The following is a 21,613-nucleotide window of genomic DNA, read 5'->3' as shown; positions in this document are numbered from 1 at the left end:
GACCACCCCATGCACATCGCGCCCCATGACAACCAGAACAAACCCATTGTTGACGCCGATGACCCGACGGTCCCGCTGAACTATTTCAACATCGTCAAACTCAAAGCTGGTGAGGCGTTCACCTATCAGGTTCCGGGCTATGAAACTTGCATTGTTCCGGCCACCGGCACCGTTGATGTGGATGTCGAAGGCGTGGCCTTTGACGCACTTGGCGGGCGCGGCATGGATGTTTGGGATGGCCAGCCACAGGGCGTTTATGTCCCCGTCGGCGCAACTGCGACCATCGTCGCCAAGACCGACACTGAAACGTTCATCGCCGGTGCGAAGTACGACAAGGTCCTCGATCCGTTCGATGTGCGCGAACATGATTATGTCCAATACGGGTCCGACGACACGAAGACGCACCGGTCCATCAAACACATCCTCGGCCAGCGGGAAGCGGGCAAGGTCGGCCGCTTACTGGTGTCCGAACTCTTTACCGTGGGCGCGGGCGGCTGGTCCGGATTTCCGCCGCACAAACACGACACCGACCGCACTGATGACAACGGCACCATCATCGAAACCCGCCACGATGAGACCTATAATTTCCGGTTCCGGCCCAACCACGGGTCTGCGGTTCAAATCATCCAGCACAAAGAAGGTGAACCCGGTGATGCCTACCAACTCATGGATCGCTCCACGATCCTGCTGGGGTCGGGCTATCATCCCTGCGTCGTCATGCCGGGGTATGAGATGTATTATTTCACCATCCTCGGCGGCTTCAGCCAGCGCTCATTGGTGCAATATTTCCAGCCGACCCACGCCTATCAGGTCGAAACCATTCCTGGCATTAAGGACATGGTCGCCAAGTTCAAGTAACGCCCGATTAAGGTTAACCCGCGCCCTCTCAGAGGCACGCACCCCCTGCTTCATCTGGCCCCAAAAACTCACCCCCACGTTCTAATCAAGCGGGCCGCTCGGAGATCATACATGCCCCTCGTCACCCTGCGCGACGTCCTTCAACCCGCCCTCACCCAAGGCCACGCCGTCGCCGGTCTGGTCACTTTGGGCTGGGAAGACATGCGCGCCTATGTTGCCGCAGCAGAGGCCGAAAACTGCCCCGTCATTCTGCAAGCAGGCCCCGGTTGCCGCGAACACACGCCGCTGCCGATCCTTGGCAAAATGTTCCGCCACCTGGCCGAGGGCGCATCCGTGCCAGTCGTGGCCCACCTTGATCACGGGTACACATTCGACGACTGCAAAGAGGCCTTGGACAGTGGTTTCACATCCCTGATGTTCGACGGCTCCCGCAAGCCTCTCCAGCAAAACATTGATGAAACCGCCGCGATTGCCGAAATGGCCCATGCCGCGGGCATCTCCTGCGAAGGTGAAATCGGCTTTGTGGGCTACGCCGACGGCGAAGCCTCCGCCGGAACCGACCCGCAGGAAGCCGCGCAATTCGCCCGTGAAACGGGCGTCGACGCCATGGCAATTTCCGTGGGCAACGTGCATCTGCAACAGGACAAAGACGGCGGTCTGGATGAACCACGCATCCGCGCAATTCAGGCCCTGACCGACACGCCGCTGGTCATTCATGGCGGATCCGGCGTGCCCATGGCGCAACGCACCTCACTGGCTCGGACGTCCAACATCTGCAAATTCAACATCGGCACCGAATTGCGCATGGCCTTTGGCGCGGCCCTGCGGGACGCTGTGAACAGCGACGACAGCCGTTTTGACCGGAACCAGATTCTCAAAGACACCCACGACCCACTGGTCGCGGCCACGCGCACTGTGCTGCGCGCCTTTAAGGGAGACGACACATGACACGCATTGGCATCTTGGGCTGTGGCCGCATCGGTATCGTTCACGCACGCACCTTGCGCGGTATGGACGACGTGGATGTCATAGCCGTATCGGATTTTTTCCCCGAGGCCGCTGAAAAGCTGGCCAAATCCTGCAATGCAGACGTGCGTACCACGGATGAGATCATCGCCAGTGATGACATCGACGCCGTCGTCGTCGGCACGCCAACCGATACGCACTTTGACATCATCAAAGCCGCAGCCGAAGCCGGTAAAGCCATCTTTTGCGAAAAGCCGGTTGATATGTCTGCCGACAACATCCGGACGTTGATGCAGATTGTCGACGAAGCAGGCGTCGCGTTTTTTACCGCGTTCAACCGCCGCTTTGATCCGAATTTTGCCAATGTCCGCAACCGCATTGTGGCTGGTGAAATCGGCAGCGTGGAAATCGTGACGATCCTGTCCCGCGACCCGTCCCCGCCGCCCATCAGCTACATCACGTCCTCAGGCGGCATCTTTCGCGACATGATGATCCATGATCTGGACATGGCCCGGTTCCTGTTGGGCGAAGAACCGGTGCAGGTTTTCGCCGTGGGTGCGGCCCTTGTGGACCCTGAAATCGGCAAGGCCGGTGATGTGGACACCGCCGCCGTCACCCTGACGGCCGCCTCCGGCAAAATCTGTCAGATCAGCAACTCGCGCCGTGCGACATACGGCTACGACCAGCGGATCGAAGTCCATGGATCGGACGGCATGCTGCGTGCGGCCAATGTCTTGGAAAACACCGTCGATGTGGCCACTGCCGACGGCTTCCGTGCCGCGCCAACGTTGAACTTTTTCCTTGAACGGTATGAAGCCGCCTACGCGATTGAGATGCAGACCTTCATCGCCCATCTGGCCGATCCGAACGTCAAAATCCCAACCATCGAAGACGGCCTGCGCGCACAAATCCTCGCAGATGCGGCCGCTAAATCTCTTGAGACAGGTCAGCCCGTCGCCGTTTAGGTGACGTGGCCTGCGCGACAAACCGGTTGCGCATGGTCGACCGAGCCAGATCACAGATTGCGTCGCGGCCAGCAAAGGTGGCGACGGCAAAGCCTAGCTGCGCATCCGTTCATAATCGGGATCATAAAGGCCCATCGGGACAACCGTCGCAGGGACTCGGTGACCCAGCACATCGACCTCAAACGTGGTGCCGAGGCTGGCAAAATCCGGCTTCACAAACCCATAGGCGAGGTTTTTGCCCAAGCGGTACCCCCAGTCGCCCGACGTGACCGTCCCCACAACGCGGTCCCCGTCCATCACCGACGCACCGCCATGGGCCGCCGCATCGGTGCTGTCCAGATCAAGACACACAAGCTGCGCTGTCTTGCCAGCCGCCACGCGGGCCTCGAGCGCAGGCTTTCCGACGAAGTCTTTGGCCATCCTTACGAACCGATCCAAACCGGTTTCAAACGGATCAAATTCGGTGATCAGGTCCGCCTTCCAATGCAGGAAACCCTTTTCCATCCGCATGGAATCAACTGCCTTGGCCCCGAACATCCGCATGCCATGGGCCTCCCCCGCCGCGCGCAAGGCTTTATAGGCGCTGTATAAATTGGCGTTGGGTACGTGGATTTCATAGGCAAGTTCACCAGAAAAACTGACCCCCAGAACTGTCGCGGGGGCAAAGCCCACGAAACATTCCCGCACGCTGAGCCACGGGAAAGCCTCACGCGACCAATCGGCACGGCTAACCGCCCGCATGACATCGCGCGCCTTGGGACCCGCAACCACCAAGATGGTCTGGTCATTGGTCAGCGACCGGATCTGCACGTCCTCATCCGCGCGCAGATGCGCCTGCAGCCAGTCCATATCATGAAATTCCGCCGCCGCCGCAGACCCGTACCACGTCCGTGCAGGGCCGCGATCTGACGCAGGAATGTTGGCGACAGTCGCCTCCCCCTTGATGCACCCATGATCGTTCAAAAGATAGCCCAAGCCCACGCGCCCGTCCTTTTGCGTGACGCGTCCGCAGAACATGCGGTCAAGGAATTGGTGACGGTCTGCGCCCGTGATCTCAAACCGATTGAACCCGTTGACTTCCGCGATGCCAACGGCATTTTGCACGGCGGCAACCTCCTCCCCCACCACATCAAACACCTCGTCGAATTTGAACGACGGTGTCACGTGAAAATCGGGGGATGGCTTCATGAACTCGACCCTTTCCCAGCCGTTGACGACTGTGAATTCTGCGCCCTCAGCAGCCAAAACTGGGGTCAAAGGCGTGGTCTTGGCGTCCCGTCCGGCGGGGCGATGTTCGTTGGGGAAGTGAAAGCGAAATTCGTTTTGGTAATCCTCAATCGCCTTCAGTGCCGTCAGTTCTACATTGGTGTGGCCTGTGAACCGGCGTGGGTCGATGACCCAGGTGTCATAACACGCCTCGCCATGGACAATCTGTTGCGCCAAAAGCCAGCCATGCCCGCCGCCTTCGCCCAGACCCGCGCGCAGGCCGATGATGCAGAATGCGTTGCGCTTGCCGGGGATCGGCCCGACCAATGGCGCACCGTCGATGGTGTAGGTGATCGGGCCGTTTACCACGTTCTTGATGCCGACGTCCATCAGGGCGGGCATCCGTTCAAACGCGCCTTCAAGGACATCGGTGATCCGGTCCAGATCGTCAGGGCACAAATCGTTGGTAAACTTCGGATCAATCCCGTCCATGCCCCACGTCCGGCAGTCCTGTTCATAGAATCCCAACAGCAGACCCTGCTTTTCCTGACGGCAATAATAGTCCGAAATCGGGCAGCGCAGCAGCGGCATCCGGTGGTCGGCCTCGACGATGCCGGGGATGTCTTCGGTCACAAAATACTGGTGTTCCATGGACATCACGGGGTGATGGACGCCCATCATCGCGCCCACTTCGTTCACGCGGTATCCACAGGCATTCACGACAACTTCACAGGCGATATCGCCCTTGGACGTATGAACAATCCAGCTGTCGTCCTTCAGCTGCGTCAGGCCCGTGACCTCCGTCTGGCGATACACTTCTGCGCCCGCCTTGCGTGCGCGGCGGGCCAGCGCCTGACACAGGGACGCGGGATCAATGTCGCCGTCGTTGCCGTCCCACAGACCGCCCAACAGGTTTTCGGTCGAAATCAGCGGATGCCGCCGCGCGCATTCTTCGGCATCAATCACCTCAAACTCGACATCCATCCCCCGCGCCATGGAGGCAAAATGCCGATAGCCTTCCATCTGCGCCTCGGTGTTGGCCAGCCGGATACCGCCGTCGCCGTGGTTGTATTGCACCGGGTAATCGGGGTCATCGCGCAATTCTTGATAAAGGTTGATCGAATGGGTCTTTAGCCCGACCATCGTCTGGTTCATGCCGAAGTTCGTGACCTGCGCGGCCGAATGCCATGTGGTGCCGCTCGTCAATTCGTCCCGTTCGACCAGCACAACATCTGTCCACCCCTCTTGGGTCAGGTGATAGAGGGTGGAACAACCGGCGATACCACCTCCGATGACGACGGCTCTGGTCTGGGTTTTCATGGCGCATCCTTTCGACAACAAGACGCGCAATCGGATCAAATTTCAGGTCACCGATCAATCCCGCAAGCCGATAGGAAATCTATCATTCGGAATTAGCGAAGAATTTTCAGACCCTCGCCCAAAAATGGCAATCGCGAAGGCGCGTCCTTTACGATCCTGTCCCGCAGGCAGCCGCGAATGTCTTCAGCCATCTGGGCCGGAAGTTGGCCCAATGCGCCCGCCCGTGCATGCAGCGCCAAGACGCGTGAGAACGATGGCACCGGCAGTGCATGGGCGCGCACCAGATCACCCGCCAAGGGCGTGCCAAAGAACGCCAGCGCGGTGGTGATCGCCCAACCGCCAAGTTCGGCGGTCATGGCAAACAGCGCCTGATTGGTCGAAAATTCGAATCCCCGTGGAGGCATCACACCAGACCGGCGCAGCTGGGCCTCAATCTGGCGACCAATTTGAAGGTCCGCCGCATAGCGCACGAAAGGACGCGACAGGATCGCATCGGCGGCCAGATTAGGCGCTGTGACCAAGACAAAAGGATCGCGTAAAATCGGGTGTTGTTCGACCCAATCCACCTGCGCGACCGTATCAACGGCCATCATCAAATCCACGGCCCGGCTGGACAAGGCATCGTGGTTTTCATGACTGGCCCCGCTGGACAACGTGACCGAGATATTCGGAAACCGTACCTTTAGCCGCAAAAGCCACGGTGCCGAAACCGTCGCATCCAGTTCTTCGATGGACGCCACACGGACCGCCATGGGCGGGGCCTGATCGGCCATCACCAACTGGGCTTTGGCAGCTGACACATCGTCAAGAAGGGCCTTGGCGGCGGGCAAAAACACATCACCCGCGCGGGTCAGGCGAAACTGACGCGCTGATCGTTCGATCAGTTTCGCCCCAAGTGCGGCTTCGAGGGTCGACAACTGCTGGGACACTGAACTGGGTGCCATACCCATCCTGTGCGCCGCCCGTGTGACGGACTGCGCCTCAACCGCGGCCACAAAAATCTGTGCAGCGCGAAAGGTAAACGGTGGGTCTGCGTTCTCCATATCAAAATCATGATTTCGGTTTTACCGCAGCCTGTCCAGCCCTCTTGCGCGAAAGGCGCGCACAGCAGACGCTTGTGCCATGACCAAACGTTCTGGCCGCAAAGCCCGCCATGCCACCGCCGCCGCACCACCTGCGGTCAACCCAGCCGCACCGGGGCAATTGGGGGGACAGTACCGCCCGCTCACCGAAGCAGAGTGCAGCCAAATCTACGACACGGCCCTGCGGCTTTTGTCTGAGCTTGGCATGGGTGAAATCCCTCCGCGCTTGATGGAGGACCTGACCCGAGCAGGCTGCACACCCATCGGCGATGGCCGCCTTTCGATCCCGCGGGCCCTGATCGAGGATGTGATCGATCGCGCACCCAAGACCTTCCCCCTTCATGCCCGCGATCCCAACCGCACCATCGAAGTGGGCGGTGCCAAGGTCTATTTCGGCACCGGCGGGGCGGCGGTGAATACGTTGGACCGCGACACCGGTCTTTACCGCCCCTCAACCCTTGCCGATTTGCATGATTTCACGCGCTTGCAAGACGCTCTCGATAACGTCGCTTGGTTCACCCGCTGTTGCATCGCGGGCGACATGGACAGCGAATGGGCGCTGGATGTGAACACGGCTTATGCCTTGATGGCCAACACCACCAAACACGTGGCCACGGCGTTCACATTGGCCGAACACGTGGCCCCCTTGGTTGATCTGTTTAACATGGCCTCAGACGGGCAATTTGCGAAAACACCTTTCGTGAAGGCACATATTTCACCAGTCATCAGCCCCATGCGGTTCGGGGCGGATGCGGTGGATGTCACCTACGAATGCCTTGCCCACAACATCCCGGTTTCGTGCATCACGGCAGCACAGGCCGGGGCCACGGCGCCTGCCACACTGGCGGGATTTCTGGCCATGTCGCTGGCCGAAACGTTTGCCTCACTGGTTATGGTGAATGTGATCAAGCCGGGCCACCCAATGATCTTTTCCAACTGGCCGCTGGTCATTGATCTGCGCACAGGTGCCTTCGCAGGCGGCGGGGGGGAGACGACGGTGCTGAACGCCGCCTCAGCGCAGATCATCAACTGGCTGGGCCTGCCGTCTGGTGTCGCTGCTTCAATGACCGACGCCAAAGCCATCGACGCGCAATATGGCGCGGAAAAAGCGATGACATCGCTGGCGGCAGCATTGGCTGGCGGCAACCTGATTTACGAAAGCTCCGGTATGACGGCCTCATTACTGGGCGCTTCGTTTGAGGCCTTTGTGCTCGATGATGAAATGCACGCCCAAACCTACCGGACCTTGCGCGGGATTGAGGTCAGCGAGGACACCTTGGGCTACGACGCCATTACCCAGGCTATCCTTGGCGACGGGCATTTCTTGGGATCCGATCACACCTATCAGGCCATGACCCGCGACTATCACTACCCCACCTTGGCCGACCGCGACCAACCCCGCACTTGGACCGAAAACGGCGCGCTGACGGCCTATGACCGCGCCAAGCAGCGCGTGGACGACATTCTTGCCAACCACCGGCCCCAGTATCTTTCCGCCCAACAGGACGCGAAAATTCGCGCAGCCTTCGACATCCGCCATCCCCCGCGCCCTTGACGGCACGCGGGCTTATGCCCAACGTGCCCCGAACCAATCGAAAGGCCCGGACCCATGTCAAAACTCCACTCCAAAATTGTGCTGACTGGCGCATGTGGCAACCTCGGTATGGAATTGCGCGAAACACTGGCGGGCTTGGCGGATACGCTGGTGTCGGTTGACGTCAAAGACGCGCCCGACACGCTGCTGGACAACGAAACCTACGTGCAGGCCAATTGTGCCAACCTTGACGAGGTTTTGCCCCTGATGAAGGGGGCCGATATGGCGGTTCATTTCGCCTCGATCGCGGATGAACGCCCGTTTGAGGAACTGTTGGGACCCAACTACCTTGGGTCCTACAACGTGTGGGAAGCGGGCTACCGCCACGGCGTCAAACGCATCATCTACGCGTCCTCGGTTCATGCCGTCGGAATGGTTGAAAACGCGGCAGGTGCTGGGTTGGATGTGGACCATGCGCCCGACACGTTCTACGGGCTGGCCAAATGTTTCACCGAAGATTTGGGGAAGCTGTATTGGGCGAAACGCGGCGTGGAATCCGTCCATTTGCGGATTTTCTCTTGTACGAAAGAGCCTCAGAATGCCCGCGCGCTGCGCACATGGCTCAGCTTTGATGACCTGCGTCACCTTGTGGAACGGTCTGTGACCGCCACGACCACCGGTTTTTCCGTGGTTTACGGGATTTCGAACAACGACCGCGCGCCGGTGAACAACGATAAGGCGGCCTATCTGGGCTACAAACCCAAGGACAACGCAGAAGACTGGGCAGAAGCGCTGCTTGCGTCGGCCCCACCAACTGATCCGACGGATGCCGCGCAGATGTGCCTTGGCGGGCCCTTTGCCACCGTTCCCTTGGGCGAAAGTGGCGTGGCCGGGATCAAGGCGATGTCGGCCCCAGCCGCCGCTAGCGACGAAACACCCCCCGCAGCCGATCCAAACAAGCTGCCGTCTTTCCTGACCAAAAAAGGCATGAACGACTAGGGTCTAAAACCGGACCTCAAATCGTGCCCCCGCGTCCGACGGTGTCAGGGCAATCTCCGCCCCGTGGGCTTCGAGAACACGTGACACAATGGCCAACCCCATGCCGGTGCCACCATCCTGCCTGCGGGTTGTAAAAAACGGCTCGAATATTCGGTCGCGATTGCCGGGTGACACGCCCGGCCCGTTGTCTTGAACCCACAAAACCCCATCATATCCGACCTCTACATGGTTTGCGCCGTGGGCTTTCGCGTTGCCCACCAGATGATCCAGCACCAGCCGCAGGGCAGGCACAGGCAGCGGTACCAATCCGTCACGAACAACGGTGATGTCGTGGGCCACATCGGACAATCGCGCGGTCCCAGCCGCGGCGGGTTCTTGCGCCTGCGCAAGGGTCCGCTGCGCGTCCAGAAGTGTGGTCATACGGTCCGCCGCACCTTCGATCTTGCCCAACAGCTTTTCGCGTTCCGCCTCTGGCAAAGCGGGGGAGGCCAGCAATTCCGCCGCCCCGCGCACCACCGTCAGGGGTGATTTCAGTTCATGGGTCACGTGATCCGCATAGCCACGCAGAACAGCCTCACGCCCACGCAGGGCACGGCCCATTTCAAGCACCGATTGCCCCAACGCCTGCATGTCCGACGTACCATAGTGATCCAACGGATCGAGGGCATCCGCACGCCCCGCCCGCATTCCCGATGCACGGTTCCGTAGGGCGGTCATCGGGCGCAACAGGATGCGCCATAACATCCAACCCAGAACAAACGTGGCTGCCAAAACACCGAACCCCGCGACCCAGACGGCCTCGCGGTAGCCAATCACCGGCCACATGTAACGCACAAAGAAAATCCCGATGATCGGCAGCGACAACACCACGGCCAAAGTGCCCGCCACCACCATCCACAGGGGCGGACGCCATTTGACGGCAATCCGGGTCAAGCGGCGGCCCCGCGACACGGGCCCATGCGGATGCCGATGCCGTGCATCGTTTCAACCGCATCATCGCATCCTGCGGACGCCAGTTTGGCGCGCAGGTTGCGCAAATGGCTGTCCATGGTGCGGTCGCTGACATGGACATTGACCCCATAGATGGCATCGACCAAGGCAGGGCGCGCATGCACCTGATCGGGCCGTGTCATCAATTTGACAAGCAGGTCCATCTCACGCGCAGTCAGGTCCACCTTGGCCCCGTTCACGCGGCACAGGTGACGATCCGGATCAACCTCAAGCATGCCATGACGCAAAGGCTGGTCGGGCGGTATCGTCCCGCCCCGCCGCAAGATCGCCTTAACCCGCGCCACAAGTTCACGGGGCGAAAACGGTTTGGGCAGGTAATCATCCGCCCCCATTTCAAGCCCGACGATCCGGTCAATTTCATCCCCTTGGGCGGTCAAGAACAGGATCGGCACATCGCTGGACACGCGCACAGTGCGGCACACCTCAAGCCCGTCCATCTCAGGCAGGCCGATATCAAGAACCACCAAATCGGGTTTAAGCCGCGACACGGCCTCAAGTGCGGCGGCACCGTCCGCGGCCTCTTGCGTTTGAAACCCAGCCTGCGCCAAGGCAATGCGCACCACATCGCGGATGTCTGCATCGTCATCGACAATCAAAACTGTGCTGGTCATCGGCGTGCCTCCCCTGTGGTCAGCTTATCAAACCGAGATGCATTGGGAAACGGGCGGACATCATGATCCAGCCACCATGCGTCCAACACAAGTCGGGACGGCAGGGGGCGGTGAGTTCGGTGTTTGTGCGGTTTCAAGGGCGGCCTCCGGTGGGGTGCTATGACCTGCGGGATGCAGGATTACCCCGAGGTATGCCGCCCCTCTTTGCAGGCCGCCCTGCACAGATGTGCAGTTTATGTGCAGGCGTTAAAGCGCGCCTTCAGCCGCCGCACGGATCGCGCGGATGTTGTCGCGATAAACACTCGGTGTTTCGACGGATCCGCCTCGGAAGACGGCAGACCCCGCGACCAGCACATCCGCACCGGCCTTGGCCACAAGGGGGGCGGTATTGGGATCAATGCCGCCATCGACCTGAATATGAATGGGCCGGTCCCCGATCATCGCACGACACCGGGCCACTTTATCGACCATGGCATGGGTGAATTTCTGTCCGCCAAAGCCGGGATTGATCGTCATGATTAAAATCATATCGATGTCATCCAGAATGTCCGCCACATGGTCCAACGGTGTCGTCATGTTCAGCGCCACACCTGCCTTGCACCCTTCGGCGCGCACCGATTGCAGGGACCGATGCAAGTGCGGTCCAGCCTCTGCATGGACGGTAATCATATCGCTGCCCGCCTTCGCGAAATCGCCAATGTAGGGGTCAGCCGGTGAAATCATAAGATGGACATCCATAAACGTCTTCACGTGGGGGCGGATCGCCGCGACGACATTGGGCCCGATCGTCAGGTTCGGCACGAAATGTCCGTCCATGGGATCGACATGAATCCAATCCGCGCCCTCGGCCTCAACCGCGCGGATTTCAGCACCCAGATTGGCGAAATCAGCCGACAGAATGGACGGGGCAATTTTGATGGAACGGTCGAAGGTCATGGTCAGAACTCGCTTATGTCAGATGCGCCCCTCGTAGCGCGCCTTCGCGATTCTGTCACACAGGTTTCTGTGGCTAGATTTGCGGTTCGCCCTGCCAAAGATCAAATTTCCATGCTATTGCGGGGCATGGCCACACCGACACTCTCCGCCGCTGATCTTTTCGCCCCGACAGAGGCTTTCGTGCTGAGTAGGGCGGAGCTGGACACACGCCGCCCCGTCGATCTGCACACTCAGGATTTTCATGAGATGATGTGGATCCAAAACGGCACCGTGCGCTTGCACACAGCCGCAGGCAAACGCGACCTGACCGAGGGCGATCTGGTCTTTATAGCGCCCGATCAATCCCACGCCGTTCAGGGCCGCGGAGAGGCCGCGATCGTCGTGTCACTGGCCATCCGCCCCGGCGTCATCCGCGCCTTGGGCAATCGCCACGAAGACCTGCAAGGCGTCGCGTTTTGGTCTGGTGGGGCGCAGCCCATGGTCACCCACCGGGACATACGGCAATTGGCGGACCTGAACGCGGCGGCCCTGAAACTGGAACGCAGCCCCCGCGATAAACTGTATCTTGAGGCGTTTTTGCTGCCGCTGCTGACGGCCCTTGACCGCGCACCCGACGGCATGGCGCAGGGCGCGCCGGGATGGCTGATCGCGGCCTGTTCGGCGGCCCGCGATCCGGCGGTCTTTCGCGAAGGTGCCGCAGGCTTTGTGGCGCTGTGCGGGCGTGCCCACCCCCATGTGTCGCGCACCATGCGCAAGTTCATGGACCAGACTCCGGTGGATTACATCAACGGGCTGCGCATGGCCTATGCCGCCCGCCGCTTGACGGGCACGGCGGACAGTCTGGCAGAAATTGCAGTCGATTGCGGGCTGCCCAACCTATCGCATTTCCACAAAACATTTCAGGCGGCTTTTGGCGAAACACCGCAACGGTATCGCAAGGCACGTCAGCGGGACCTGATACAACCCCGCCCCTGACGGCGCGTCGTATCTTGCCAAGTCAGCACCCCCGTGACACCTTGGTCCCTCACAATTCGGACCTGCCCCATGCAAACGACCACCCCAACCCAGACGCACCTGCCGCAAGTGCAGGAACCCCGCAACGACGGCATTCCGCTGGACCTCAGCTGGGTGCGATCGGTGCAGGCGAACACCTCTGCCATTGAACGGCGTGCGGCGACATTGCCGGGGCGGCGCAGCGTCAAGAAAGACTATCAGGCGGCGTGGCTGTGCAAGGCCATCAGCCTGATGGACCTCACGACACTGTCGGGCGACGACACCGAAGGCCGCGTGCGCCGGTTGTGCGCCAAAGCACGCCAGCCCGTGCGCGCCGATCTTCTGGACGCATTGGGCATGCAGGGCCTGACCACAGGCGCGATCTGTGTCTATCACGACATGGTTCCCACAGCCGTGGACGCATTGAGGGGCACACAAATTCCTGTGGCCGCTGTCTCAACCGGATTTCCGGCGGGCCTGTCGCCGTTCCATCTGCGCCTCGCCGAGATCGGGGAAAGTGTGGCCGCGGGTGCGGAAGAAATCGACATCGTCATCACCCGCCGTCACGTCCTGCAAGGCAATTGGCAGGCGCTTTATGACGAAATGGCGCAAATGCGCGCGGCCTGCGGGTCGGCCCACGTCAAGGCGATCCTTGCGACAGGCGAATTGGGCAGCCTGCGCAACGTGGCGCGTGCCAGCCTTGTGTGCATGATGGCAGGCGCCGATTTCATCAAAACCTCAACCGGAAAAGAAGGCGTCAACGCGACCCTGCCCGTGACCCTGACCATGATCCGCGCCATCCGCGACTACCACACCCGCACCGGCCTACGCGTGGGATACAAACCCGCAGGTGGCATCAGTAAAGCCAAAGACGCGCTGGTCTACCTGAGCATGATCAAGGATGAGTTGGGTGACCGCTGGCTGCAACCGGACCTGTTCAGGTTTGGCGCGTCCTCCCTTCTGGGCGACATTGAACGGCAACTCGAACATCACGTCACCGGCGGCTATTCCGCAGGCTGGCGTCACGCGATTGGATAGGTCGGATATGAGTATTTTTGGCAAAACGAAACAAGGATGCCCCAAATGAACGTGCGCGACATCTTTGAGACCATGGACTACGGCCCGGCCCCGGAAGACGCCAAAGACGCGCGCGCGTGGATCGAAGACCGCGGCGGCATCGCGGGCCATTTCATCAACGGCACATGGTCCGACCTGCGCCACGACTTTGACACCAAGAACCCCGCCACGGGGGAAGTTCTGGCCGGCGTCACGAAAGGCACCGATGCTGAGGTCGCCAAAGCCGTCGCAGCCGCCCGCAAAGCCCAGCCCAAGTGGGCAAAAGACGCCAAAGCGCGGGCGAAAATCATGTATGCCATCGCCCGCCTGATGCAAAAGAACGCACGGCTTTTGGCGGTGATGGAAACGCTCGACACCGGCAAACCCATCCGCGAGGCGCGTGACATCGATGTGCCGCTGACGATCCGTCACTTTTACCACCACGCGGGTTTTGCCCAACTGATGGACAGCGCATTGCCTGATGCAGAAGCCTTGGGGGTCTGCGGCCAGATCATCCCGTGGAATTTCCCGCTATTGATGCTCGCTTGGAAAATCGCGCCCGCCTTGGCGATGGGCAACACGGTTGTTCTGAAACCCGCCGAATACACGCCCATGACCGCCATGATCTTCGCCGAGATTTGCACAAACGCAGGCGTGCCCCCCGGTGTCGTCAACATTGTCACCGGCGACGGTGAAACCGGCGCCGCCTTGGTGCAGGCTGATGTCGACAAAATCGCCTTCACTGGGTCCACCGCTGTGGGCCGCCTGATCCGCGAAGAAACGGCAGGGTCCGGCAAAGCGCTGTCGTTGGAGCTTGGCGGCAAATCTCCCTACATCGTCTTTGACGACGCCGACATGGATTCCGCCGTCGAAGGCCTCGTGGATGCGATCTGGTTCAATGGCGGCCAAGTCTGCTGCGCTGGATCGCGCCTGCTGGTGCAAGAGGGCATCGCAGATCGGTTCTACGCCAAACTCAAGGCCCGCATGGACGCCCTGCGCATGGGCGACCCGTTGGACAAATGCATCGACATCGGCGCCATTGTGGACCCCGTGCAGCTGCAGCAGATCACCGATATGGTGGCCGCCAACACCGCAGGCGAAACCTACCAAAGCGGCGCACCCGAGGGCTGTTTTTATCCGCCCACGTTGATCACCGGCCTCGCGCCATCTGACACCTTGATGCAGGAAGAAATTTTCGGCCCCGTCCTTGCGGCGACCACGTTCCGCACCCCGGCGGAGGCGGTCGGGATCGCCAACAATACCCGCTACGGCCTCGCCGCATCGGTCTGGACAGAGAACGTAAACCTTGCCCTCGATCTGGCGCCCAAACTGGTCAGCGGCATTGTCTGGATCAATGCCACAAACCTCATGGACGCCGCAGCTGGATTTGGCGGTGTGCGGGAATCCGGCTTTGGCCGCGAAGGGGGGTGGGAAGGTCTGCAGGGATATACGCGCCCCAAAGGCAAGGCTGCCAAACTCACCCCTCCGGCGGCGTTCACCAGCGACGATGGCACCCCCGCCGATCCGCTGGACCGCACTGCGAAACTCTACATCGGCGGCAAACAGACCCGGCCTGATGGCGGCTACAGCCAACCTGTGTTCAACAAATCCGGCAAACTTCTAGGCCACGCCAGCATCGCCAACCGCAAAGACCTGCGCAACGCTGTTGAGGCCATGTCAGCCGCCAAAGGCTGGTCCAAATCCACCGGCCACCTGCGGGCACAAATCCTGTACTATATCGGGGAAAACCTCTCCGCACGTGCGGCCGAATTCGCAGCCCGCATCAATGCGCTAACCGGCACAAAACAAGGCACGGCAGAGGTTGAGGCGGCAATTGACACGCTGTTCACTTGGGCAGCCTGGGCTGACAAACACGACGGTGCCGCCAAAGGCGTGCCGATCCGCGGCGTCGCTTTGGCCATGAATGAGCCGGTCGGCAACATCGGCATCCTGACGGACGATACCCGCCCCCTCATGGGTTTGATCGATCCTATGGGCCCCGCCATCGCCATGGGCAATCGCATCACAGCTGTCGCGTCTGAGGCCTTCCCGCTGGCCGCGACCGATTTCTACCAGATCCTCGACACCTCAGATGTGCCTGCTGGCGTCGTCAACATCCTGACTGGCCCTCACGCAGACCTCGCGCCGCATATGGCGGCCCACGGCAACATCGACGCGGTCTGGTCGTTCTCCTCAGCGGACGTCAGCGGCGTGATTGAGGCGAAATCGATCTCCAACCTCAAACGTACATGGGTCAATAACGGCACATCGCGGGAGTGGCCGTCCTCCACATGGCGCGCGCAATCGACCGAAGTCAAAACAATCTGGATTCCCTACGGCGAATAACCGTCGGGGGCCCATACCCTGTTTTCTCTGGTTCCAAAAATACCTCGGGGTGAGGCCGCAGGCCGAGGGGCAGCGCCCCTTCCGCGCCCCGAAGGGGCGCCCCCGCCCGCCGCAGGCGCAAACTGGGCCGCCGCAGGCGCAAACGGGATCGCTGCAGGCGCTGGCCGTCGGAGTGTTACTTCGACGTCCACGTGTCCAGCCAACGCCGGATGCGGCCACGGCGTTCAGCCAAATCTGCATTCACGTGATCCAGACGGTCACCTGCGCTGTCGGCCAAAGGATCCAGCGTCCGTTCGCGGAACTGCATCCACATGGCACGGGCAAACAGCAGGCCGATAATCAAGACCACAAAGATGACCAGGTTCACCCAAGGAAACGGCCGGTAATCCATCGGGTTCTCCCCTTCGGCCACTAGAATGGGCCGGATCGACACGGCATTGGGATAGATCGACGCCCACCGGATGCGCCAGCCGTAATGCGTCACCACCACCCATTCACGGGGCTCTGCAATGGAAATCGCGGCGGCCGCTTCGGCCTGCAAATCCGAACTGTCGAATTTGAAATAGGGCGGGTAGATCCAGCCCGTGTCCTCATTGCGGTAGACCATTGTTTCCGGCGACCCGCCACGGATCAGACCAAACAGATAGGTCGGCAGGCGTTCGGTGTTGATCAGCCGTAAATCGCGTGTGATGCCCTCCACTTGTCCGCTGTCGGCTTGGGCGTAGAACAGCCGCTGCAACCCTCCGAAATCGGTGCGAATAATCTCGGTTGAGGTCACCCGCGCCACGTCTTGCTGCGGCATGACGTAGTGCAAAAACAGACCCGTGATCAGGATCAGGACAATTCGAATAAAGCGACGCAGATTTCGCATGGGACCAACCTTCAGTTGATGAAATAGATGATCGTGCCAACGACGATCGGGGGAATGACGAAGATCAGCCAGATCAGCTTTTTGCGCAATCCGGCCTCATATTTTGCCATACCGTCTGCGATATACGCCTCACGGGTCATCCCGTCCACCGGCGCATCCTCCCACCAGCCTTCAAGCTTTTCGCGCCGCACACTGCGCGAATAGAGGGACACACAGATATAGATCACCCCAAGGATGACAAAACCGCCCAACACCAATCTGACAAAACCCATTTAACGTCTCCTTACCGCACCCCAAGGACCGACCCGTTCGATGATATCTGGCTGCGGGCCGACACCTGCGGGTTCTTCCATCGGGGCTTCATGGCCAAACAAAGCATCCCGCGTGCCGGCCTTGTCCACCTGATATTCTGCCGACAAAAATTCAGCCACATAGGCCTTCTTGGCCTCGGGCCAGCCCATATAGGCCGCATAAAACGCGTCCTTGTGGCAAATGAACAGCTGCCGCACATCCATGGGGGACAATTCCGCCAGCAACATATTGACCAGATCCGCATCCGGATGGGCGCGGGCACGCAAGGTGTAGAAATACGCGGGATGTTCACTGTCGATGCGCGGCCACGGGCCGCCGTCCTCCGCCCAGCGCGCCAGATCGGCCAGCCCTTGCCACGCAGCAGGCAATTTGTCGAAATACCGCTGCCCCAACCTGCGCAAATCGCGGCGGGTGGCGCGGGTCAAATCCTCGCCCAGACCGGCGGCCACGTCGGCCACGATAAAGTCCATTTTCTGGCGCAGGATCGCGGCACTGTCGATGCCGCGGGCCTCAACGATGGGTTCAACCAGATCGTTGGCCTTCAAAAACTGCGCAATGGCCGAACGTTCTGCCCCCCCGATCACGGTCTTTGCGATCCCTTGCAGGGCATCCGCATCGCCCATGGCAATCGCTGCAGGCGCGTCCACATCGCGGAACAGATAGACCCCGCCAAAATGCGCCGTCCAGAAATTGCGTTGGTCGTAGGTCTGCGCCGTCAAGCCCACTGGATTGCGGGTGATGTCGCCCGTGTCTTTGGCCAGACCAATCATGTCAGCGATCAGCACATCATCGTGCCATGCGTCGTCCTCGGACATGAAGCGGTCAATCATGCCGCCCAACCGGTCCGCTGCCGCCACAGCGCCATCCGTGGTATCAGCCTCAACCGTGACAGTGCCCACGTCCAACAGCCGTGCAGGCGTGGTCATGGCATAGACGGAATTCACCAACTCCCCCGCGACCGCATCGCGCGCCGTCAGCGCAAAAAGCTGGGCTTCATTGGCCTCAATGAATTGCCGTAATATCCCGCGTGAGGTGGAAAACTTCGCGTTCAGCAAGGGCGCTGTCTTTTGCTCGGTTGTGAGCAGAATGAACTGCCGGTTCACCCCTTGATGGTTGAGGTACAGATCATCCCCCAATTCAGCGCCGATCTCGGGGCTGTAGCCCGAAATATCGACGTGAAAGTCCACCAGCGCCGTGCGCTGTCCCGTCAGCCTTTCCAACGCGCGGTTATAGCGGTCGACCAGAACAGGGCTGACCACGGGGATCAGATTGCCGAACATGAGACCTTTTTCGATCAAGCGCTTCATGGGCGATTGTCCTTCCGGCGTTTTCGGTATTGGGCAAAGATAATGCCAAGCGCGTAACAAAGCACCACAAATCCAACCAACAGGGCAACGACCCAGCCTGTCAACAATCCGGCCATGCCAAAGGTCAAAAAGGCCCCGATCAGGTTGATGAGATCGTTCGCATCGCCAATGGGTTCTGCCCAAACGCTCAAGACGGCAACCAGAACGACAACGGTCAAGACCACAAAACCCACGCCTGACCAAACGGCGACTTTGGCCCCTTTGTACCACGTAATCGCGTAACCTATGCCGCCGAAAAGAAGGATCTCAAGCATGGCTCACCAGACCTCCTTCACCCAGTTGCGCGGGATATAGGCGATGGACAGCACCATCAGCGGCCCCCACATCAGCGCGGATATCAAACTGAGCCGCAGGAAATGGGCCGCTAGGGCCAGCCCGCCGGTCTCCCACAGATCATCGACCCCGATCCCCTGCGACGTATACAGCAGCGCAAAAAACGCAGCCCCCACGGCGGCCATCACAAACGTCGAGGCCAGCGCGAGAAGCATCAGCCACTTGACGCCCTCAGGCCAGAACAGCGCCAAAAGACGCGGCACAAACCAACCCAGCGCGGCCAAGACCAACGCGGGCAGGATCAGGCCCGTTGAAAAGGCCGCACTGGCAAAATCACCCATGACGGCCCCTCCACCATGTCGCAGCGCAGATCAGCACGGTTGCGGCCAAGGCGGCCCCCAGCGCTTTGACTATGGTAAGTTCCCCCATGACGGCGGACCCACCGAAAAACAGCACAAAGGCACCGATGTGCAAGGCGACCCGTTGCATCGTCACCCAAGCGGCACGCTGCCCCGCCAAACCCAAGGCAATGTCGACAGGCCACCAGATCAGCAACGCCATGCCCGGCCAGAACGCCGACACCCGCGACGTGTTTTGCATCCAGTCAAAATCGCCGCCGAAGAACCAGAAGGCCGACACATAAAGGTGGACAGCATATCCCACCCAAGCCGCAGACCAGAACGCAAGCCAAACCGGCCCCGCGCCCTGTAGGATCAAAGCGGCATAGGCCGGGATCAACAGACCAAGAACCGCCCAAGCCGTGTAGGCCGCCTGCCCTAAGGCCAGCGGATCATCCGTGTCTGCCACGGGATTTGGCACAGCATCACTCGCGGGCGGGATCAGCGACAAAAGCCCCATGTCCTGCGTCATGGACGCCGCTGCAAACGCCGCGACCATCAGGCCCGCCAGCAGCAAAAAGGCTATGGGAAACGGACGTATCAGGATTTGCCCTCCAGGTACCGTTTCTTCGCCTCTTCCTGACGGCCAAAATCGCGGACCATGTTTTCAATGGCGACCTCATCAGATTTATCGGCATAGCGGAATTCACTGTCCGCGTAGCGGTTGATTTCCTGGATCACCATTTCAACCGTGATCGGCTGTCGCATTTCTTCGATCATCGCTTTTTTGGTGTCGTAATCCTTTTGCAAAAACAGCTCAGGGTTTTCCATCCACTCATCGGGCAGTTCGAAATCCATCGCGCGGACTTTGACCGCATCGGTGATGTTCTTGATCGCGCGGCCCGTGAAACGGCTGTCGGCCTCTTGAATACCTTTCAGGTAGGTGCCCAACTTGTTGATCGTATCAAGTTCCCCGATCTGGGAGGACACCCGATCAAAGACGTTCATCAACCCCGGTTCATGGGGTTTTGAGTGGCTTTCGAACGATGCAGAGACGGCCTTCTTGATCTCTTGCGCGCTGAACACTTCATGGTCGCCCACTGGGATGTCGTGGTTCTTGCCCATCAGCAGATACAGGATATCGACGTAGTCTTCGCGGGTCTGCGGCCCGTCCACCAAGAACCGCGCACCAGCCCGTTGGCGCAGCGCGTCATCCACATTCTCGGGGTAGTTCGAAAACATCCCGAAGGTGCAATTGCCGCGCACAACGGTGTTGGCCCCCGCAAAACTCTCCATCAGGACAGCCGTAATCTCTAACTGCCCCGCGCTGGACTGCCGATCCCCCCGCTTGCCCGCCAGCTGGTCGATATCATCAATCGTGCCAAAGCCGATTACGCCGGGATCAATCACATTGTTGATAAACGCCTTGGCGTTCTGGCCGGATTTGCCCTGATAGCTGTCGATATTGTCAGTGCTCAGGTTTTGATAACGAAACGCATAGCCCGCGACCTGACAGTAGTCGTTGATCAACCCCGCCATCATCTGGATCAACGTCGTCTTACCGGTGCCCGGCGCGCCGTCGCCCATAAAGGTAAAGATAAAGCCACCCAGTTCCGCAAAAGGGTTCAGCTTACGGTCAAAATCATAGGCCATCAGCATCTTGGCCAGCTTCATCGACTGATACTTGGCGATGTGGTTGCCCACGACCTCATTGGGTTTCTTGAAGGTCATGGTCAGCGTGCTGGATTTGCCTTTGCGCGCGGGGCTGAAACCACTGATCGTCAGCCCGTCTTCCTCAACCGTCCATGAGGCGGAGGTGAAAGGATCCAACCGCCCCGCAGTGGATGCCCGCGCCTCAACCTTGCCCATCAGCGCCTCGGCAAAGGCAAGCACAGTGGCAACCAGCTTGGGTTCTGTGTCAGCAAAGAGGCCGATGTCCTGATCCAACTCCCACAGCGCGCCATGTAGGGCGAGGGTGCCGTTGTCGGTCAAAACCTCCTCGACCTCGCCAATCTCAACCGTTTCCTCACCCGCATGGGGCGCTAAGAGAAACGCCGTAGCGTTGGCGAAAACAAAGAGCGTCACCAATGCCTCAGCCGTCAGGAATTCGCTGAATTCGGCCTTCTTGCCAGCGGGCAAAGTGCCTTCGAGGTTGGATCGTTTCAGATCGGCCAGTCCCGTCCGGTCTGCATATTGCTCTGCCACCGTCAGGGCGATGGCGATGGCGCGGCGCAAACCGTGCAGCACAGTGGCCTGCGCGGGTGAGACCAGATCGTCCCCCGCATCCGCGCCTTCAATTCGTGCCAAAAGCTGAACGCCTTCGCTGCGCGCGGTCCGCCGCGTCACCAGACCGGGCGTGGTACTGCGAAACCGCCGCCGCGTGCCGATGCCGCTGGATTTCTCCGCCGTGGGCGCGTCCTTCGCCTCCGCGATCCGAGGCGTATGATCGAAGCCCTGCACCATCGCCGTGGCCGTGGCGTAGTGTTTGACGATGTCATCCTCGCGCAGCTCCATCGTGTCGCTTGTCTGGCTCATCCCGCCCCCTGTTTCGTTTTGCTAAAAATACTCA

General features: G+C 60.2%; 20 protein-coding genes. 8 read left to right on the top strand and 12 right to left on the bottom strand.

What is annotated here, in order from left to right:
* Positions 1 to 9: 9 nt before the first annotated feature.
* The 3 genes from ACTG36_RS05210 (at position 10) to iolG (ending at position 2,789) form a co-directional block, all read left to right on the top strand.
* A complete protein-coding gene (locus tag ACTG36_RS05210) occupies positions 10 to 858 on the top strand; it encodes a 5-deoxy-glucuronate isomerase (protein ID WP_375279725.1) in 849 nt (282 codons plus the stop codon).
* A 111-nt stretch (positions 859 to 969) separates the two neighbouring features.
* Positions 970 to 1,806, top strand: coding sequence for a class II fructose-bisphosphate aldolase (locus tag ACTG36_RS05205; RefSeq protein ID WP_375279724.1), 837 nt, complete (start codon positions 970 to 972; stop codon positions 1,804 to 1,806).
* Positions 1,803 to 2,789, top strand: coding sequence for an inositol 2-dehydrogenase (gene iolG / locus ACTG36_RS05200; protein WP_375279723.1), 987 nt, complete (start codon positions 1,803 to 1,805; stop codon positions 2,787 to 2,789). The genes ACTG36_RS05205 and iolG overlap by 4 nt, the downstream gene beginning before the upstream one ends.
* 93 nt (positions 2,790 to 2,882) lie before the next feature.
* Here iolG and ACTG36_RS05195 read toward each other — a convergent pair whose 3' ends face one another.
* Together ACTG36_RS05195 and ACTG36_RS05190 are read right to left on the bottom strand one after the other, a co-directional pair.
* Positions 2,883 to 5,315 (bottom strand): GcvT family protein, encoded by a 2,433-nt coding sequence (locus ACTG36_RS05195; protein ID WP_375279722.1) that lies wholly within the window; start codon positions 5,313 to 5,315, stop codon positions 2,883 to 2,885.
* 92 nt (positions 5,316 to 5,407) lie between these two features.
* Complete coding sequence (locus ACTG36_RS05190; RefSeq protein ID WP_375279721.1) at positions 5,408 to 6,358, bottom strand: LysR family transcriptional regulator; 951 nt, start codon at positions 6,356 to 6,358, stop codon at positions 5,408 to 5,410.
* Positions 6,359 to 6,437: 79 nt separating this feature from the next.
* On the opposite strand from ACTG36_RS05190, the gene ACTG36_RS05185 reads away from it, so the two are divergent.
* Complete coding sequence (locus ACTG36_RS05185; protein WP_375279720.1) at positions 6,438 to 7,952, top strand: trimethylamine methyltransferase family protein; 1,515 nt, start codon at positions 6,438 to 6,440, stop codon at positions 7,950 to 7,952.
* A 54-nt stretch (positions 7,953 to 8,006) separates the two neighbouring features.
* Positions 8,007 to 8,930 (top strand): NAD-dependent epimerase/dehydratase family protein, encoded by a 924-nt coding sequence (locus ACTG36_RS05180; protein WP_375279719.1) that lies wholly within the window; start codon positions 8,007 to 8,009, stop codon positions 8,928 to 8,930.
* Between the two features lie 3 nt (positions 8,931 to 8,933).
* On the opposite strand, the gene ACTG36_RS05175 is transcribed toward ACTG36_RS05180, so the two are convergent.
* The 3 genes from ACTG36_RS05175 to rpe form a co-directional block, all read right to left on the bottom strand.
* On the bottom strand, positions 8,934 to 9,863 hold the full coding sequence (locus ACTG36_RS05175) for a sensor histidine kinase (protein ID WP_375279718.1): 930 nt from the start codon (positions 9,861 to 9,863) through the stop codon (positions 8,934 to 8,936).
* On the bottom strand, positions 9,860 to 10,552 hold the full coding sequence (locus ACTG36_RS05170) for a response regulator transcription factor (RefSeq protein WP_375279717.1): 693 nt from the start codon (positions 10,550 to 10,552) through the stop codon (positions 9,860 to 9,862). The genes ACTG36_RS05175 and ACTG36_RS05170 overlap by 4 nt, the downstream gene beginning before the upstream one ends.
* 246 nt (positions 10,553 to 10,798) lie before the next feature.
* Positions 10,799 to 11,488: a ribulose-phosphate 3-epimerase gene (rpe, locus tag ACTG36_RS05165; protein ID WP_439141624.1), complete on the bottom strand. Its 690-nt coding sequence runs from the start codon at positions 11,486 to 11,488 to the stop codon at positions 10,799 to 10,801.
* 126 nt (positions 11,489 to 11,614) lie between these two features.
* On the opposite strand from rpe, the gene ACTG36_RS05160 reads away from it, so the two are divergent.
* The 3 genes from ACTG36_RS05160 (at position 11,615) to ACTG36_RS05150 (ending at position 15,883) form a co-directional block, all read left to right on the top strand.
* Positions 11,615 to 12,463: an AraC family transcriptional regulator gene (locus tag ACTG36_RS05160; RefSeq protein ID WP_375279715.1), complete on the top strand. Its 849-nt coding sequence runs from the start codon at positions 11,615 to 11,617 to the stop codon at positions 12,461 to 12,463.
* Between the two features lie 69 nt (positions 12,464 to 12,532).
* Entirely contained in the window at positions 12,533 to 13,519 is a 987-nt protein-coding gene (gene deoC, locus ACTG36_RS05155) for a deoxyribose-phosphate aldolase (protein ID WP_439141621.1), read from the top strand.
* Between the two features lie 45 nt (positions 13,520 to 13,564).
* Entirely contained in the window at positions 13,565 to 15,883 is a 2,319-nt protein-coding gene (locus ACTG36_RS05150; protein ID WP_439141701.1) for an aldehyde dehydrogenase family protein, read from the top strand.
* A 175-nt stretch (positions 15,884 to 16,058) separates the two neighbouring features.
* Here the strand turns inward: ACTG36_RS05150 and ACTG36_RS05145 are convergent, their stop codons facing one another.
* The 7 genes from ACTG36_RS05145 to ACTG36_RS05115 are packed head-to-tail and all read right to left on the bottom strand — an operon-like array spanning position 16,059 to position 21,579.
* Positions 16,059 to 16,754 carry a DUF1523 family protein gene (locus ACTG36_RS05145; RefSeq protein ID WP_375279713.1) on the bottom strand — a complete coding sequence of 232 codons (696 nt, stop codon included), beginning with the start codon at positions 16,752 to 16,754 and terminating at the stop codon, positions 16,059 to 16,061.
* Between the two features lie 11 nt (positions 16,755 to 16,765).
* Positions 16,766 to 17,026 (bottom strand): hypothetical protein, encoded by a 261-nt coding sequence (locus tag ACTG36_RS05140; RefSeq protein ID WP_375279712.1) that lies wholly within the window; start codon positions 17,024 to 17,026, stop codon positions 16,766 to 16,768.
* Entirely contained in the window at positions 17,027 to 18,373 is a 1,347-nt protein-coding gene (locus tag ACTG36_RS05135; RefSeq protein WP_375279711.1) for a DUF6638 family protein, read from the bottom strand. It abuts the gene before it with no gap.
* Positions 18,370 to 18,687 (bottom strand): hypothetical protein, encoded by a 318-nt coding sequence (locus ACTG36_RS05130; RefSeq protein WP_375279710.1) that lies wholly within the window; start codon positions 18,685 to 18,687, stop codon positions 18,370 to 18,372. The genes ACTG36_RS05135 and ACTG36_RS05130 overlap by 4 nt, the downstream gene beginning before the upstream one ends.
* 3 nt (positions 18,688 to 18,690) lie before the next feature.
* A complete protein-coding gene (locus ACTG36_RS05125; protein WP_375279709.1) occupies positions 18,691 to 19,047 on the bottom strand; it encodes a hypothetical protein in 357 nt (118 codons plus the stop codon).
* Positions 19,040 to 19,603, bottom strand: coding sequence for a hypothetical protein (locus ACTG36_RS05120; protein ID WP_375279708.1), 564 nt, complete (start codon positions 19,601 to 19,603; stop codon positions 19,040 to 19,042). The genes ACTG36_RS05125 and ACTG36_RS05120 overlap by 8 nt, the downstream gene beginning before the upstream one ends.
* Positions 19,604 to 19,644: 41 nt before the next feature.
* Entirely contained in the window at positions 19,645 to 21,579 is a 1,935-nt protein-coding gene (locus ACTG36_RS05115) for an AAA family ATPase (protein ID WP_375279707.1), read from the bottom strand.
* Between the last annotated feature and the right edge of the window lie 34 nt (positions 21,580 to 21,613).

It is taken from the genome of Pseudooctadecabacter sp. (assembly GCF_965657175.1).
Classification (GTDB): domain Bacteria; phylum Pseudomonadota; class Alphaproteobacteria; order Rhodobacterales; family Rhodobacteraceae; genus Octadecabacter.
This window is presented reverse-complemented; position numbering and strand designations above follow the sequence as displayed.

What these genes read in the sequence shown, in the direction of transcription:
- ACTG36_RS05195 (WP_375279722.1), bottom strand. Translation starts at nt 5,315, where the DNA reads ATGAAAACCCAGACCAGAGCCGTCGTCATCGGAGGTGGTATCGCCGGT.
- ACTG36_RS05210 (WP_375279725.1), top strand. Translation starts at nt 10, where the DNA reads ATGCACATCGCGCCCCATGACAACCAGAACAAACCCATTGTTGACGCC.
- ACTG36_RS05145 (WP_375279713.1), bottom strand. Translation starts at nt 16,754, where the DNA reads ATGCGAAATCTGCGTCGCTTTATTCGAATTGTCCTGATCCTGATCACG.
- rpe (WP_439141624.1), bottom strand. Translation starts at nt 11,488, where the DNA reads ATGACCTTCGACCGTTCCATCAAAATTGCCCCGTCCATTCTGTCGGCT.
- ACTG36_RS05180 (WP_375279719.1), top strand. Translation starts at nt 8,007, where the DNA reads ATGTCAAAACTCCACTCCAAAATTGTGCTGACTGGCGCATGTGGCAAC.
- ACTG36_RS05115 (WP_375279707.1), bottom strand. Translation starts at nt 21,579, where the DNA reads ATGAGCCAGACAAGCGACACGATGGAGCTGCGCGAGGATGACATCGTC.
- ACTG36_RS05190 (WP_375279721.1), bottom strand. Translation starts at nt 6,358, where the DNA reads ATGGAGAACGCAGACCCACCGTTTACCTTTCGCGCTGCACAGATTTTT.
- iolG (WP_375279723.1), top strand. Translation starts at nt 1,803, where the DNA reads ATGACACGCATTGGCATCTTGGGCTGTGGCCGCATCGGTATCGTTCAC.
- ACTG36_RS05170 (WP_375279717.1), bottom strand. Translation starts at nt 10,552, where the DNA reads ATGACCAGCACAGTTTTGATTGTCGATGACGATGCAGACATCCGCGAT.
- ACTG36_RS05150 (WP_439141701.1), top strand. Translation starts at nt 13,565, where the DNA reads ATGAACGTGCGCGACATCTTTGAGACCATGGACTACGGCCCGGCCCCG.
- ACTG36_RS05130 (WP_375279710.1), bottom strand. Translation starts at nt 18,687, where the DNA reads ATGCTTGAGATCCTTCTTTTCGGCGGCATAGGTTACGCGATTACGTGG.
- ACTG36_RS05205 (WP_375279724.1), top strand. Translation starts at nt 970, where the DNA reads ATGCCCCTCGTCACCCTGCGCGACGTCCTTCAACCCGCCCTCACCCAA.
- deoC (WP_439141621.1), top strand. Translation starts at nt 12,533, where the DNA reads ATGCAAACGACCACCCCAACCCAGACGCACCTGCCGCAAGTGCAGGAA.
- ACTG36_RS05160 (WP_375279715.1), top strand. Translation starts at nt 11,615, where the DNA reads ATGGCCACACCGACACTCTCCGCCGCTGATCTTTTCGCCCCGACAGAG.
- ACTG36_RS05125 (WP_375279709.1), bottom strand. Translation starts at nt 19,047, where the DNA reads ATGGGTGATTTTGCCAGTGCGGCCTTTTCAACGGGCCTGATCCTGCCC.
- ACTG36_RS05185 (WP_375279720.1), top strand. Translation starts at nt 6,438, where the DNA reads ATGACCAAACGTTCTGGCCGCAAAGCCCGCCATGCCACCGCCGCCGCA.
- ACTG36_RS05140 (WP_375279712.1), bottom strand. Translation starts at nt 17,026, where the DNA reads ATGGGTTTTGTCAGATTGGTGTTGGGCGGTTTTGTCATCCTTGGGGTG.
- ACTG36_RS05120 (WP_375279708.1), bottom strand. Translation starts at nt 19,603, where the DNA reads ATGGTCGCGGCGTTTGCAGCGGCGTCCATGACGCAGGACATGGGGCTT.
- ACTG36_RS05135 (WP_375279711.1), bottom strand. Translation starts at nt 18,373, where the DNA reads ATGAAGCGCTTGATCGAAAAAGGTCTCATGTTCGGCAATCTGATCCCC.